We start from the raw sequence: 14,157 nt of genomic DNA, 5'->3' as shown, positions 1-14,157 counted from the left end.
ATGAGTCTGAATTTCCTTGATTTCGAACAGCCGATTGCTGAGCTGGAAGCGAAAATCGATTCTCTGACAGCGGTAAGCCGTCAGGATGAAAAACTGGATATTAACATCGACGAAGAAGTGCATCGTCTGCGTGAGAAAAGCGTAGAACTGACGCGCAAAATCTTTGCCGATCTCGGCGCATGGCAGATCGCCCAATTGGCGCGTCACCCACAGCGTCCGTACACCCTGGATTATGTCCGCCTGGCGTTTGACGAATTTGACGAACTGGCAGGCGACCGCGCTTACGCTGACGATAAAGCTATCGTTGGCGGTATCGCTCGTCTGGATGGACGTCCGGTGATGATCATTGGCCATCAGAAAGGCCGTGAAACCAAAGAGAAGATCCGTCGTAACTTTGGTATGCCGGCACCAGAAGGCTACCGTAAAGCCCTGCGTCTGATGGAGATGGCTGAGCGTTTCAACATGCCCATCATCACCTTTATCGACACCCCGGGTGCTTACCCTGGCGTGGGTGCGGAAGAGCGCGGTCAGTCTGAAGCCATCGCACGTAACCTGCGTGAGATGTCTCGCCTGAAGGTGCCTGTCATCTGTACCGTCATCGGTGAAGGTGGTTCCGGTGGTGCACTGGCGATTGGTGTGGGTGATAAAGTGAATATGCTGCAGTACAGCACCTATTCCGTTATCTCTCCGGAAGGGTGTGCCTCTATTCTGTGGAAGAGCGCCGACAAAGCGCCTCTGGCTGCAGAAGCGATGGGTATCATTGCCCCGCGTCTGAAAGAGCTGAAGCTGATCGATACCGTCATCCCTGAGCCTCTGGGTGGTGCGCATCGTAAGCCGGAAGTGATGGCCGCTTCCCTGAAAGCGCAGTTGCTGGCCGATCTGGCCGACCTGGATGTGCTGAGCAAAGATGATCTGCTCAACCGCCGTTACCAGCGTCTGATGACCTACGGTTACGCGTAAGTTACACAATTATCTGAAAAGCCGCACACTGTTGCGGCTTTTTTTATACCTGCGGTTTACCCTGGCTATGCTTAGCTAATGTTTTTTAAGGAGGAAGCCCGTGAATATTATTGCCATTATGGGGCCACACGGCGTCTTTTATAAAGATGAGCCCATCAAGGAGCTGGAGCAGGCCCTGCAGTCACGCGGCTACCAGTTGATCTGGCCGCACAACAGCGCTGACTTGCTGAAGTTCATTGAGCATAACCCGCGTATCTGTGGCGTGATCTTCGACTGGGATGAATACGACCTGGAGCTGTGCAGCGATATCAATAAGCTGAATGAATATCTCCCGCTGTATGCGTTTATCAATACCCACTCGACCATGGATGTCAGTGCCCAGGATATGCGTATGGCACTGTGGTTTTTCGAATACTCCCTCGGCGTGGCTGAAGATATTGCGACCCGCATTCAGCAATATACCGGCGAGTATCTGGATAACATCACGCCGCCATTTACCCGGGCGCTGTTTACCTATGTGAAGGAAGGGAAGTACACCTTTTGCACGCCGGGCCATATGGCGGGAACGGCCTATCAAAAAAGTCCGGTAGGCTGTCTGTTCTATGATTTCTTTGGCGGCAACACGCTGAAAGCCGACGTATCGATTTCGGTTACCGAGCTTGGTTCGTTGCTGGATCATACCGGCCCGCATCTGGAAGCCGAAGAGTACATCGCCCGTACCTTCGGTGCCGAGCAGAGTTACATGGTGACCAACGGCACCTCGACGTCAAACAAAATCGTCGGCATGTATGCCGCCCCAGCCGGGAGTACGTTACTCATTGACCGGAACTGCCATAAGTCGCTGGCCCATCTGCTGATGATGAGCGATGTCGTGCCGCTCTGGCTGTCGCCCACGCGTAACGCGCTTGGGATCCTGGGGGGAATTCCGCGCCGTGAATTCACTCACGCAGCCATCGAAAATAAGGTCGCGGCGATCCCGGGGGCAAGCTGGCCGATCCACGCGGTGATCACCAACTCCACCTATGACGGGCTGCTGTACAACACCAACTGGATCAAACAGACGCTGGATGTCCCCTCGATCCATTTTGATTCCGCGTGGGTTCCCTATACCAATTTCCACCCCATCTATGCCGGAAAAAGCGGGATGAGCGGTGAACGCGTGCCGGGCAAGGTGTTTTTCGAAACGCAATCGACGCACAAAATGCTGGCTGCGTTTTCCCAGGCCTCGCTTATTCATATCAAAGGTGAATACGACGAAGAGACGTTTAACGAAGCCTTTATGATGCACACCACCACCTCACCAAGTTATCCGCTGGTGGCCTCTATTGAAACAGCTGCGGCGATGTTGCGCGGCAATCCGGGCAAGCGTCTCATCAATCGTTCTGTTGAGCGCGCGCTGCATTTCCGCAAAGAAGTCCAGCGGTTAAAAGATGAAGCTGACGGATGGTTCTTTGATATCTGGCAGCCGGATGAGATTGACGAGGCCGAATGCTGGCCAGTCGCGCCGGGTGAAGAGTGGCACGGCTTCCGTGATGCCGATGCCGACCATATGTTCCTCGATCCGGTAAAAGTGACGATCCTGACACCGGGCATGGATGAACAGGGCAACATGAGCGATGAAGGCATTCCCGCCGCGCTGGTGGCGAAATTCCTTGATGAGCGCGGCGTGGTGGTGGAGAAGACCGGACCGTATAACCTGCTGTTCCTGTTCAGCATTGGGATTGATAAAACCCGCGCGATGGGTCTGCTGCGCGGTCTGATGGAGTTTAAGCGTGCGTACGATCTCAACCTGCGGGTAAAGAATATGCTGCCGGATCTCTACGCCGAAGATCCTGACTTTTATCGCAATATGCGTATACAGGATCTGGCCCAGGGGATCCACAAGCTGATCCGCCAGCACGATCTGCCGCGCCTGATGCTGCAGGCGTTTGACGTCTTGCCTGAGATGAAACTGACCCCGCACAACGCCTGGCAGCGCCAGGTGAAAGGGGAGGTGGAAACCGTTGAGCTGGAAAATCTGGTTGGACGCGTATCGGCCAACATGATCCTGCCCTATCCGCCGGGCGTTCCGCTGTTGATGCCAGGGGAGATGATCACCGAAGAGAGTCGGGCGGTGCTCGATTTCCTGCTGATGCTCTGCTCTGTCGGGCGCCACTATCCGGGCTTCGAGACGGATATCCACGGTGCGAAACGTGATGAGCATGGGGTTTACTGGGTGCGAGTCCTAAAATAAAGGTAGCCGCTTGCAAGGTGCGGGTTTTCGGTTGTAACGTTCAGGGATCATAAAAAGGAGAAGCTATGCTGGGTTTAAAACAGGTTCACCATATTGCGATCATTGCCACCGATTACGCGAAAAGTAAGGCTTTCTACTGCGACATTCTGGGCTTTACGCTGTTAAGCGAAGCGTATCGCGTGGAGCGCGACTCCTGGAAAGGCGATTTAGCGTTAAATGGACAATATGTGATTGAACTGTTTTCTTTTCCTTTTCCGCCTGCGCGTCCATCCCGTCCGGAAGCCTGCGGCCTGCGCCATCTGGCTTTTAGTGTTGATGATCTTGATCGTGCGGTAAAACACCTGGAAGAGCATGGCGTGAAGTGCGAAGCGATTCGTGTCGATCCGTTTACCGATAAGCGGTTTACTTTTTTCAACGATCCGGACGGCCTTCCGCTGGAGCTTTACCAGCAGTAAGCGCCATCCTGTGTGATAATGCCCGCTCAGTTCGGGCATTTTTTATGTGTAATTTTCTATGACCCTACCCGCTATTGCACAAGCCGTTTCACCGTACCGCCAGTTGCTGGTGGGATTTAGCGGTGGACTGGATTCCACTGTGCTGCTTCATCGCCTCAAACTCTGGCGCGACCAACAACCTGATATTCAGCTCCGGGCGATGCATATCCATCACGGGCTGAGTCCGCACGCCGATGCCTGGGTGTCGCACTGTGAAGCGGTGTGCTCGGCCTGGGGGATCCCGCTGGTGATTGAACGGGTGATTCTCAGGAACGAGGGGCTGGGGATTGAAGCCCAGGCGCGTAAGGCGCGCTATGCTGCGTTTGCCGCGGCATTACAGCCAGGCGAAGCGCTGGTCACAGCACAGCACCTGGACGATCAATGCGAAACCTTTTTGCTGGCGCTAAAACGGGGAAGTGGCCCGGCAGGGCTCTCCGCCATGCCTGAACGCTCTGATTTTGCCGGGACGCAATTATTGCGTCCGTTGCTTGGTGAGACACGCGCATCGCTGGAAGCCTGGGCGCGGGAATACCAGCTGAGCTGGATCGAAGATGAAAGTAACCAGGACGATAGCTACGACCGTAACTTCCTGCGTCTGCGCGTTGTACCGCTACTGACCGAACGCTGGCCGCATTTTGCTGACGCAACAGCAAGAAGCGCCATGCTGTGTGCCGAACAGGAGAGCCTGCTGGATGAGCTGCTGAGTGAACAACTGGCTGAAGTGATTTCCGTAAACGGGGCGCTGGCGATTGCGCCGCTGGAGGCGATGAGTCCGGTTCGTCGGGCCGCACTGCTGCGCCGTTGGCTGGCCTCTCACCATGCAACAATGCCATCGCGTGCCATGCTGGGATGTATCTGGGACGAAGTCGCCCTGGCGCGGGAGGATGCGACGCCGTGTGTGCACCTGAACGGTTTTGACGTCAGGCGCTTTAAAGGAGAGCTCTGGTGGGTTAAATCGATCCCCTCGCTTACGGACGTGGTGCTCGCCTGGCCGTCGCATGATGAGCCGCTGGTGTTGCCCTGTGATATCGGAAGCCTGTCTCTGGTGACGCCCGGCCATGTACGTTTACCGAAAGCCGATGAACCGGTCACCGTGCGCTTTAAGGCCAGCGGTATGCTGCACATTGTCGGACGTAACGGTGGAAGGAAGCTCAAAAAAATCTGGCAGGAGTGCAATGTGCCGCCCTGGTTACGAGATACCACCCCATTACTTTTCTACGGTGAAACGCTGATTGCGGCTGCAGGGGTGTTCATTACAGAAGAGGGGTGGACAGAAACGGGTGTAAGTCTGGAGTGGAAAGCGTAACGGGCAGCCAGGCTGCCCGTTAATGACATCAGGATTCGCTCACCACGACGGTGCCGATTTGCGGGTGGCTGAAGCTGGCAATTTTGTCCAGGCGTAGCTCACGCGTCGCACCGGCATCTTCCACTATCAGATATTCCACATTCTTACGTGAAACCAGGTCGCTGGCTTTCGCCTTCAACACTTCGCCATCTTTTAACTCCAGCGTCAGTATTAAATGATGCTGGCAGGCGAGTTCGAGGTTGTCATAGTCATCACAATTGATGGGTTGATAAGTATCATTCATCGACATAATCGCTCACCAGTAAATTCGCCGCAGCATACGCTGCTTTTTCCCTGACCGATTCTGAAAGGCTCTCATCAGAGGCCACTTCATTAAGCACTTTCAATACACAGCCCAACGCATCCGGGACATACCCCAGATCTCCGCTGGCGATTTCCGCATACCGTTTGCGAATTAGCTCACAATAATTATTCACATCCCCTCCCGCCAGCGCACTGACTTACTGTGAGATATCATTAAGCCTACGAAGATAAACTCGGTTTAGCAAGGTGACTATACCATACTCATTTAAGCAATATCAGAGCCTTGATGGCGCCGTATTCATCACGGCGTAACAGCCTTTTGCCGCTGTTTTCGCTACAATGTGCGCCTGATTCGAAAGGAGTTCTCCCATGGCGCTGAAAGCGACAATTTATAAAGCAGTGGTCAATGTGGCTGACCTTGACCGCAACCAGTTTCTGGATGCGTCACTGACGCTGGCGCGTCACCCCTCTGAAACCCAGGAGCGCATGATGCTGCGCCTGCTGGCATGGATTAAATATGCCGACGAGCGTCTGCAGTTTACCCGTGGCTTAAGTGCAGAAGACGAGCCAGAAGCCTGGCTGCGCAACGATCATCTGGGTATCGATTTATGGATTGAACTCGGCCTGCCGGATGAACGTCGCCTTAAAAAGGCGTGTACCCAGTCTGCGGAAGTGGCGCTATTCGCGTATAACCAACGCGCTGCGGAAATCTGGTGGCAGCAAAACAAGAGCAAGTGCGGACAATTTAAAAACCTCACGGTCTGGTATCTGGATGATGAACAACTGGCGCACCTGAGCGAGTTCGCCAGCCGGACGATGGTGCTGCAGGCGACGATTCAGGATGGCGCGATCTGGCTTTCTGACTCTCAGAATAATCTGGAAATTCATTTGACGGCGTGGCAGCCTGCGTCATGATTGTGTTGTCCCGCAACGTCAGCATCCCCGACAATGAGCTGGAGATCACTGCCATCCGCGCTCAGGGAGCCGGAGGGCAGCATGTTAACAAGGCTTCAACGGCTATCCATTTGCGCTTTGACATTCGGGCCTCAAGCCTGCCAGAGTATTATAAGGAAAGTCTGCTCGCCGCCAGTCATCACCTGATCACCAGTGACGGTGTCATTGTGATCAAGGCGCAGGAGTACCGTAGCCAGGAGTTAAACCGGGAAGCGGCGATTGCCAGGCTGGTGGCGGTGATAAAAGAATTAACTGCGGTGCAAAAAAGCCGTCGGGCAACGCGACCAACCCGCGCATCGAAAGAGCGTCGGTTGTCGTCGAAGGCCCAAAAATCCACAGTGAAAGCACTACGCGGTAAAGTTCGTCGCCCTATGGATTGACGAAAAGGAACACTATTTTCATAAGGAATTCATTGTGAAAAAAACATTATGGTCAGCGCTGGCAGTGAGTACGCTCTTTGCGCTTTTCGGGTGTAACAACCGTTCGGAAACGCAGGTCCTGCAGCCAACGCAGAATGAAGAATTAAAACCAATGCAGCAGAGCTGGCGCGGTGTACTGCCTTGTGCCGACTGTGAAGGCATTGAGACGTCACTGTTCCTGCAAAAAGACGGTACGTGGGTCATGAATCAGCGTTATCAGGGCGCGAAAGAGCCCTCCTCTTTTGCGACTTACGGGACATGGGCACGCACGGCCGAGAAGCTGGTGTTGACAGATACCAGCGGTGAGAAAACGTATTTCCGCGCCAAAGGCGAGGGGATGGAGATGCTCGACCGTGAAGGCAACCCGATTGAATCCCAGCTCAACTATACGCTGGCACCGGTGAAAGCGGCTCTGCCGGCCACGCCGATGCCGATGCGGGGCATGTATTTCTATATGGCTGATGCGGCCATCTTTACAGACTGCGCAACAGGTAAGAAGGTGAGCGTGGCGAACAACGCTCAACTGGAGCGGGATTATGCGGTCGCGCGCGGCAATGACAGCAAGCCGGTATTACTGACGGTGGACGGTCACTTTACGCTGGAGCCAAACCCGGATAGCGGCGAGTTGGTGAAAACCCTGGTGGCAGATAAAGACGCGAAGTTCGCGGCAGGTGAAGACTGTAATAGCAAATAACGCTGTCATTGCGCCATAAAAAAACCCCGCTCAGGCGGGGTTTTTCTTATTTAACCTTTGATGGCTTTCACCAGGTAATCAAGGATATCACCGGTCTTGATCATCTGTTTTTCGCCGCTACGACGGTATTTATATTCAATCTCGTCGCTGTCGAGGTTACGGTCACCGATAACGATGGTGTGAGGAATACCAATCAGTTCCATATCAGCAAACATCACGCCCGGACGCTCTTTACGGTCGTCCATCAGCACTTCGATACCCTGCGCGCGCAGCTCTGCGTACAGTTTCTCAGCCAGCTCCTGCACACGGTAAGATTTGTGCATGTTCATTGGCAGGATCGCCACCTGGAACGGCGCGATGTTATCCGGCCAGACAATGCCACGCTCGTCGTAGTTCTGCTCAATCGCCGCAGCCACCACGCGCGTTACCCCGATACCGTAGCAACCCATGGTCAGGATCTGGTTACGGCCATCTTCACCCTGAACGGCAGCGTTCAGCGCACGGGAATATTTATCACCCAGCTGGAAGATGTGGCCCACTTCGATGCCGCGTTTAATCATCAGGGTACCCTGACCATCCGGGCTTGGATCACCGGCGACGACGTTGCGGATATCCGCCACTTCTGGCGTTGCCACATCGCGATCCCAGTTGATGCCGAAGTAGTGTTTGCCATCAATGTTAGCGCCGGCGGCGAAGTCGCTCATCGCAGCGACCGTGCGGTCAATAACAACAGGCACTGGCATATTCACCGGACCCAGTGAACCTGGGCCTGCGTTTACGACGGCGCGGATTTCCGCTTCCGTTGCAAAGGTCAGTGGGCTGGCAACCTGTGGCAGCTTCTCTGCTTTCACTTCGTTCAGCTCGTGGTCACCGCGCACCAGCAGGGCAACCAGCGGGTATGCACTGCCTTCTGTGGATTTCACCAGCAGCGTTTTAACGGTTTTTTCGACTGGCAGCGCAAACTGCTCAACCAGCTCGGCAATGGTTTTTGCGTTCGGCGTGTCAACCAGCGTCATTTCCTGGGTTGCCGCAGCACGCGGTTCTTTTGGTGCCAGTGCTTCAGCAAATTCAATGTTCGCTGCGTAGTCAGAGGAATCAGAGAAGATCACATCGTCTTCACCGCTCTGCGCCAGAACCTGGAATTCATGGGACGCGCTACCACCGATAGAGCCGGTATCGGCCTGTACAGCACGGAAATCCAGACCCATGCGGGAGAAGATTTTGCTGTAAGCCTCGTACATTTTGTCGTAGGTCTCTTGCAGAGATTCCTGAGACGTATGGAAAGAGTAGGCATCTTTCATCAGGAATTCGCGAGAACGCATAACGCCGAAACGTGGGCGAACTTCGTCACGGAACTTGGTCTGGATCTGGAAGAAGTTCAACGGCAGCTGTTTGTAAGAGCTCAGCTCATTACGAATCAGATCGGTAATCACTTCTTCATGCGTCGGGCCGAGGACGAACGGACGCTCGCCACGGTCAACGAAGCGCAGCAGTTCCGGGCCATATTGCTCCCAACGGCCGCTCTCTTGCCACAGGTCAGCGGGCTGAACCACGGGCATGGACACCTCGATAGCACCGGCGTTGTTCATCTCTTCACGCACGATGTTTTCGACTTTTTTCAGGACGCGCACGCCGGTCGGCAGCCAGGTGTACAACCCGGAGGCCAGCTTGCGGATCATCCCGGCGCGCAGCATCAGCTGATGGCTGATGACTTCGGCGTCGGCAGGTGTCTCCTTCAGAGTGGAGAGCAGATATTGGCTAGTACGCATGTTGTTACGGTTCCATTTCGACGATTGGAACAGGCTGAAACACCAGCCTGACACAAAAAAAGTGGTTTAGTTTACCAGTGTGGCAAAGATGCCAAAAGAGAGGAAAAGAAAATTACCTGGGTTCCAGGGCAAACACTTCAAAACCGGTCTCCGTCACGCGCCAGCGGACATTAAAATCCAGCAGCCAGACGGCGTAGGTTTTCCCGGCTTCCTCTTCTTTACGGTAGGCTGGACGCGGGTCCTGTGCCAGTACTTCTACGATAAAGTCCCGCAAACGGGGATAGCGCTTTTCCAGTTGGCCAAGTTGCGTCAGTAGCGCTGGCGTGAAGTGAACCGGCATGTCCGCCTGCGGTGCTTGTTGGGCATAGCTGGCCCTGGCATCCGGTAAAGCTTCGGCAAAAGGCAGATAGGGTTTGATGTCGATAACCGGCGTGCCATCAACCAGATCAAGGCTGCCTAACTCCAGTATCACCTGATCTTTCTGGCAGCGTATGCCCTTCAGCTCAACCAGCGACATGCCGATCGGGTTTGGACGAAAGGTAGAACGGGTTGCGAATACCCCCATCCTGGCATTTCCGCCAAGACGAGGAGGGCGCACCGTGGGACGCCAGCCACCGTCCATTGTCTGGTGAAACACAAACACAACCCATAAGTGGCTGAACGCCTCGAGCCCGCGTACCGCATCGGCCTGATTATAGGGGGCAACCAAGTGAAGTTCACCGCCACCGCTGGTGACCAGACCTGGCTGGCGTGGCACGGCAAACTTCTCTTTGTAAGGAGAGCGGATAACGCCTATCTGTTCGAACTGAAATGCACTCATTTCGCCGAAATGGTCAGCGCCGAACCAATACATACCGCCTGACGATAGCAACCTGGTGTACCGCTGGTGACTTCGCAGCTGTGCAGCAGTACCGCGTTGGCTTTCATTTTGGCCGCGTTGATCTGCATACGCTTACGGGCTGTCGGAATATTGGGTGGGGAGTCCTGGTTGGTTGCCTGACAGGATTCACCGCTCACCTCACCCAGTTCACGGAAAGGCTTGCCCACAAGTTCGTCGGCTTTGGTAATGATACGTACCGGCGCAGGGCGAGGCGCTTTAGGTTTCACGGGCTCTGCTTTTGGCGGGGTTGCAGTGCTTTGAACGGGTTCAACTGGAGATCTGCTTAGCATAGAACAGCCGCTCAGCATCAGTGCTAAAAGACAGATCGGTAAAGCACGCATAATAATTCCTCAATGGATAATCAAAACGTCAGATATTGAATCAGTTGACTGCACAAATGACAAGACGGGCAGAAGCCCGTCTTGATGATATTACACTGAGGTCAGATTACCAGCCTTTAACCGCGCCGCCGTTAAACACTTTGTTGGCTTCCTGGTAAACTTCGTCAGACTGATAAGCCTGAACGAATTTCTTCACGTTTTCCGCGTCTTTGTTGTCTTCGCGAGTCACGATCAGGTTAACGTACGGGGAATCTTTGTCTTCAACAAAGATACCGTCTTTTGCCGGGGTCAGGCCAATCTGGCTGGCGTAGGTGGTGTTGATCACCGCGAGTGCAATCTGCGCATCGTCCAGAGAGCGCGGCAGCTGTGGCGCTTCCAGTTCAACAATTTTCAGATTTTTCGGGTTCTCGGTCACGTCGAGAACGGTCGGCAGCAGGCCAACACCGTCTTTCAGTTTGATCAGGCCCACTTTCTGCAGCAGCAGCAGGGAACGGCCCAGGTTGGTTGGATCGTTTGGCACCGCTACCTGAGAGCCAGGCTGCAGTTCGTCCAGCGATTTAATTTTCTTGGAGTAGCCCGCGATTGGGTAAACGAAGGTGTTACCCACAGCAACCAGTTTGTAACCGCGATCCTTGATCTGCTGATCCAGATACGGTTTGTGCTGGAAGGCGTTGGCGTCGATATCGCCTTTGCTCAGCGCTTCGTTCGGCAGAACGTAATCGTTGAAGGTGACCAGTTCAACGTCGAGGCCATACTTCTCTTTTGCCACTTTCTGAGCGGTTTCAGCAACCTGCTGTTCCGCACCCACGATAACGCCCACTTTAATGTGGTTTGGATCTTTTTCGTCCTGACCACAACCCACCAGTGCCAGAGAGCCGATCAGCGCGCCTGCTGCTGCAAAGGTCTTTAATTTAAACGCCATGTTTTTATCCTTAACTCGTCGAGTTTGTGTTGTGTGTAACGTTATTTGTGCGTAACAGCCCGGACGATGCGATCGCCAGAGAACTGGATAAGATAAACCAGTACTACCAGCAATATCAGAACGGTATTCATTACGGTCGCGTTATATCCAATATAGCCGTATTGGTAACCAATTTGACCTAAACCGCCAGCGCCAACCGCACCGCCCATTGCGGAATAACCCACCAGGGTGATAAGCGTAATGGTCGCCGCGTTGACCAGGCCTGGCAGTGCTTCCGGCAGCAGAACCTTGCGTACGATCTGCATCGGCGTGGCACCCATCGCACGGGAGGCTTCGATCAACCCGGTTGGAATTTCCAGCAGGGCGTTTTCAACCATACGCGCGATAAACGGCGCAGCGCCGACCGTCAGTGGAACGATGGCCGCCTGCAGACCGATAGAGGTACCGACAATCACGCGGGTGAATGGAATCATCCATACCAGCAGAATAATGAATGGGATAGAACGGAAGATATTCACCAGCGCAGAGAGCGTGCGGTACAGCTTCGCGTTCTCAATGATTTGACCCGGACGTGTTACGTACAGCAGTACGCCGACCGGCAGGCCAATCACAAAACCAAAGAAACCGGATACAAAGGTCATTGCCAGCGTTTCCCAAACGCCGCGAACCAGCAGCCACATCATCGGCTCAGACATAACCCAGTACCTCTATTTTTACGTGATGTTCTTGCAGCCAGGCAATTGCCGCCTGGGTTTCTTCTTGGGTGCCGTGCATTTCCGTCAGCATGATGCCGAACTTCACGCCGCCGGCGTAATCCATTTGCGCGCTGATGATATTGTTGTTCACATTGAAGCGGCGCGCGGTTTCGGAAAGCAGCGGCGCATCGACGGACTGACCGGTGAACTCCATACGCAGCATCGGAACGCTGTCTGCCGTAGGTTCTGTTTTCAATCGCTCCAGATAATCTTCCGGAATGTCCAGATGCAGTGTGGACTGAATAAATTGCTGCGCCAGTGGGGTCTTCGGATGCGAGAACACTTCACTTACCGTGTCCTGCTCTATCAGTTCACCGTTGCTGATCACGGCAACACAGTCACAGATGCGTTTTACGACATCCATCTCATGCGTAATAAGGAGGATCGTCAGGCCGAGACGACGGTTAATGTCTTTCAGCAGTTCCAGAATAGAACGTGTGGTGGCCGGGTCTAACGCGCTGGTGGCCTCATCGCACAGCAGCACTTTGGGATTGCTTGCCAGCGCACGGGCAATGGCCACACGCTGCTTTTGGCCGCCGGAGAGATTGGCCGGATAGCTATCATGTTTATCACCCAGACCAACGAGATCCAGCAGTTCGGTTACGCGACGCTTAACCTCGTCTTTCGGCGTGTTGTCGAGCTCCAGCGGTAAGGCAACGTTGCCGAACACCGTGCGTGAGGCCAGTAAGTTAAAGTGCTGGAAGATCATGCCAATCTGGCGACGCGCTTTAGTCAGTTCTTTTTCTGAGAGCGCGGTCAGTTCTTGTCCGCCAACTTCTACGCTGCCCTGGGTTGGGCGCTCAAGCAGGTTAACACAACGGATCAGTGTACTTTTACCTGCACCCGATGCGCCAATGACGCCATAAATCTGACCAGCAGGAACATGCAGGCTGACATTGTTCAGCGCCTGAATGGTTCGGTTCCCCTGCTGGAACACTTTGGTGATATTGGAAAGTTTAATCATTAGATTATTTTTATCGTATGTAAGTTAGCCGTGGCATTTTCTTCTGCCAGATACGGGTGATGACCGTAAACAAAACGGATGTTAAGGCATCCAGACGTCTAAATCAATCCAACTCTGTGCGATGAGCACTTTATTGCGCTGCGATTCATGAGATACTAGCTGAACATGCCTTTTTCAGGAGCAAACCGGTGGCAAAATCAGTACCCGCAATTTTTCTCGATCGTGATGGCACCATTAATGTCGATCACGGTTATGTCCATGAGATTGATGAGTTCGAGTTTATCGAAGGCGTAATCGATGCCATGCGCCAGCTGAAAGAGATGGGCTATGCGCTGGTGGTTGTCACCAACCAGTCTGGCATTGCACGTGGCAAATTCACCGAAGCGCAATTCGAAACGCTGACGGAATGGATGGACTGGTCACTTGCTGACCGCGGTGTTGATCTTGATGGCATCTACTATTGTCCGCATCACCCGCAGGGAACCGTAGACGAGTATCGCCAGACCTGTGATTGCCGTAAGCCGCACCCGGGGATGTTTATCTCGGCGCAGGAATTTCTGCATATTGATATGGCCGCTTCTTATATGGTGGGCGATAAACTGGAAGATATGCAGGCGGCAACCGCGGCGGGTGTGGGTACCAAAGTATTAGTTCGCACCGGCAAGCCCGTGACGCCTGAAGCAGAGAATGCAGCGGATTGGGTGATTAATAGTCTGGCCGAGCTGCCTGAAACGATTAAAAAGCACCAAAAATAGACGTTTTGGTGAAAAGATGAGCGGTTGAAATGAAAATGCATATTTCCGCTTGTCATTCCCCGGCGGCTGCCTATAATGCGCCTCCATCGACACGGCGGATGTGAATCACTTCACAAACAACCCGGTCGGTTGAAGAGGAAAAATCCTGAAAATCAGGGTTGACTCTGAAAGAGGAAAGCGTAATATACGCCACCTCGCGACAGAGCGCTGAAGCGCGTCGCAACTGCTCTTTAACAATTTATCAGACAATCTGTGTGGGCACTCAAAGTGACATGGATTCTTAATGTCTTCGGACACTAAATGAATACCAAGTCTCAACGAGTGAACACGTAATTCATTACGAAGTTTAATTCATTGAGCATCAAACTTTTAAATTGAAGAGTTTGATCATGGCTCAGATTGAACGCT

At 53.6% G+C, this 14,157-nt stretch carries 16 protein-coding genes; 8 read left to right on the top strand and 8 right to left on the bottom strand.

Features of this window, described 5'->3' with window-relative positions; translation table 11 throughout:
- The 4 genes from accA to tilS all read left to right on the top strand — a co-directional run bounded on the left by accA (position 1) and on the right by tilS (position 4,993).
- Entirely contained in the window at positions 1-960 is a 960-nt protein-coding gene (accA, locus tag ACTJJI_RS09915) for an acetyl-CoA carboxylase carboxyl transferase subunit alpha (RefSeq protein ID WP_014830718.1), read from the top strand.
- A gap of 100 nt (positions 961-1,060) precedes the next feature.
- A complete protein-coding gene (locus ACTJJI_RS09910) occupies positions 1,061-3,193 on the top strand; it encodes a lysine decarboxylase LdcC (protein WP_050859457.1) in 2,133 nt (710 codons plus the stop codon).
- Positions 3,194-3,258: 65 nt separating this feature from the next.
- The gene (locus ACTJJI_RS09905) at positions 3,259-3,648 is read left to right on the top strand and encodes a VOC family protein (protein WP_013095668.1); all 390 of its coding nucleotides are present in this window, start codon (positions 3,259-3,261) and stop codon (positions 3,646-3,648) included.
- Between the two features lie 58 nt (positions 3,649-3,706).
- Complete coding sequence (gene tilS, locus ACTJJI_RS09900; RefSeq protein WP_440653892.1) at positions 3,707-4,993, top strand: tRNA lysidine(34) synthetase TilS; 1,287 nt, start codon at positions 3,707-3,709, stop codon at positions 4,991-4,993.
- A 28-nt stretch (positions 4,994-5,021) separates the two neighbouring features.
- Here the strand turns inward: tilS and rof are convergent, their stop codons facing one another.
- Together rof and ACTJJI_RS09890 are read right to left on the bottom strand one after the other, a co-directional pair.
- Positions 5,022-5,282: a Rho-binding antiterminator gene (gene rof, locus ACTJJI_RS09895; RefSeq protein ID WP_014830722.1), complete on the bottom strand. Its 261-nt coding sequence runs from the start codon at positions 5,280-5,282 to the stop codon at positions 5,022-5,024.
- Positions 5,269-5,469 (bottom strand): YaeP family protein, encoded by a 201-nt coding sequence (locus tag ACTJJI_RS09890; protein WP_008501889.1) that lies wholly within the window; start codon positions 5,467-5,469, stop codon positions 5,269-5,271. Before ACTJJI_RS09890 ends, rof begins: the two co-directional genes overlap by 14 nt.
- 196 nt (positions 5,470-5,665) lie before the next feature.
- Here ACTJJI_RS09890 and ACTJJI_RS09885 point away from each other — a divergent pair, with 196 nt between their 5' ends.
- The 3 genes from ACTJJI_RS09885 to nlpE are packed head-to-tail and all read left to right on the top strand — an operon-like array spanning position 5,666 to position 7,363.
- Positions 5,666-6,211 (top strand): YaeQ family protein, encoded by a 546-nt coding sequence (locus ACTJJI_RS09885; protein WP_014830723.1) that lies wholly within the window; start codon positions 5,666-5,668, stop codon positions 6,209-6,211.
- Positions 6,208-6,630, top strand: a complete 423-nt coding sequence (gene arfB, locus ACTJJI_RS09880; RefSeq protein ID WP_046889287.1) for an alternative ribosome rescue aminoacyl-tRNA hydrolase ArfB — start codon at positions 6,208-6,210, stop codon at positions 6,628-6,630. Before ACTJJI_RS09885 ends, arfB begins: the two co-directional genes overlap by 4 nt.
- 34 nt (positions 6,631-6,664) lie before the next feature.
- A complete protein-coding gene (gene nlpE, locus ACTJJI_RS09875; RefSeq protein ID WP_440653888.1) occupies positions 6,665-7,363 on the top strand; it encodes an envelope stress response activation lipoprotein NlpE in 699 nt (232 codons plus the stop codon).
- 50 nt (positions 7,364-7,413) lie between these two features.
- On the opposite strand, the gene proS is transcribed toward nlpE, so the two are convergent.
- From proS to metN, 6 genes are all read right to left on the bottom strand, one after another.
- Entirely contained in the window at positions 7,414-9,132 is a 1,719-nt protein-coding gene (gene proS / locus ACTJJI_RS09870; protein ID WP_014830726.1) for a proline--tRNA ligase, read from the bottom strand.
- 112 nt (positions 9,133-9,244) lie between these two features.
- On the bottom strand, positions 9,245-9,952 hold the full coding sequence (tsaA, locus tag ACTJJI_RS09865; protein WP_014830727.1) for a tRNA (N6-threonylcarbamoyladenosine(37)-N6)-methyltransferase TrmO: 708 nt from the start codon (positions 9,950-9,952) through the stop codon (positions 9,245-9,247).
- On the bottom strand, positions 9,949-10,353 hold the full coding sequence (rcsF, locus tag ACTJJI_RS09860) for an Rcs stress response system protein RcsF (RefSeq protein WP_014830728.1): 405 nt from the start codon (positions 10,351-10,353) through the stop codon (positions 9,949-9,951). The genes tsaA and rcsF overlap by 4 nt, the downstream gene beginning before the upstream one ends.
- Before the next feature lie 106 nt (positions 10,354-10,459).
- On the bottom strand, positions 10,460-11,275 hold the full coding sequence (gene metQ / locus ACTJJI_RS09855) for a methionine ABC transporter substrate-binding lipoprotein MetQ (protein WP_014830729.1): 816 nt from the start codon (positions 11,273-11,275) through the stop codon (positions 10,460-10,462).
- Between the two features lie 41 nt (positions 11,276-11,316).
- Positions 11,317-11,970 carry a methionine ABC transporter permease MetI gene (locus tag ACTJJI_RS09850; protein WP_014830730.1) on the bottom strand — a complete coding sequence of 218 codons (654 nt, stop codon included), beginning with the start codon at positions 11,968-11,970 and terminating at the stop codon, positions 11,317-11,319.
- Positions 11,963-12,994 carry a methionine ABC transporter ATP-binding protein MetN gene (metN, locus tag ACTJJI_RS09845; RefSeq protein ID WP_014830731.1) on the bottom strand — a complete coding sequence of 344 codons (1,032 nt, stop codon included), beginning with the start codon at positions 12,992-12,994 and terminating at the stop codon, positions 11,963-11,965. Before metN ends, ACTJJI_RS09850 begins: the two co-directional genes overlap by 8 nt.
- Before the next feature lie 188 nt (positions 12,995-13,182).
- Between metN and gmhB the strand changes: the two genes are divergently transcribed.
- Entirely contained in the window at positions 13,183-13,749 is a 567-nt protein-coding gene (gmhB, locus tag ACTJJI_RS09840; RefSeq protein ID WP_063427534.1) for a D-glycero-beta-D-manno-heptose 1,7-bisphosphate 7-phosphatase, read from the top strand.
- Positions 13,750-14,157 lie beyond the last annotated feature (408 nt).

This window comes from Enterobacter sp. 22466, from assembly GCF_052044775.1.
GTDB classification, from domain to species: Bacteria; Pseudomonadota; Gammaproteobacteria; order Enterobacterales; family Enterobacteriaceae; genus Enterobacter; species Enterobacter dissolvens.
The sequence above is the reverse complement of the archived record's forward strand: the minus strand, read 5'-3'. Positions and strand labels throughout refer to the sequence as shown.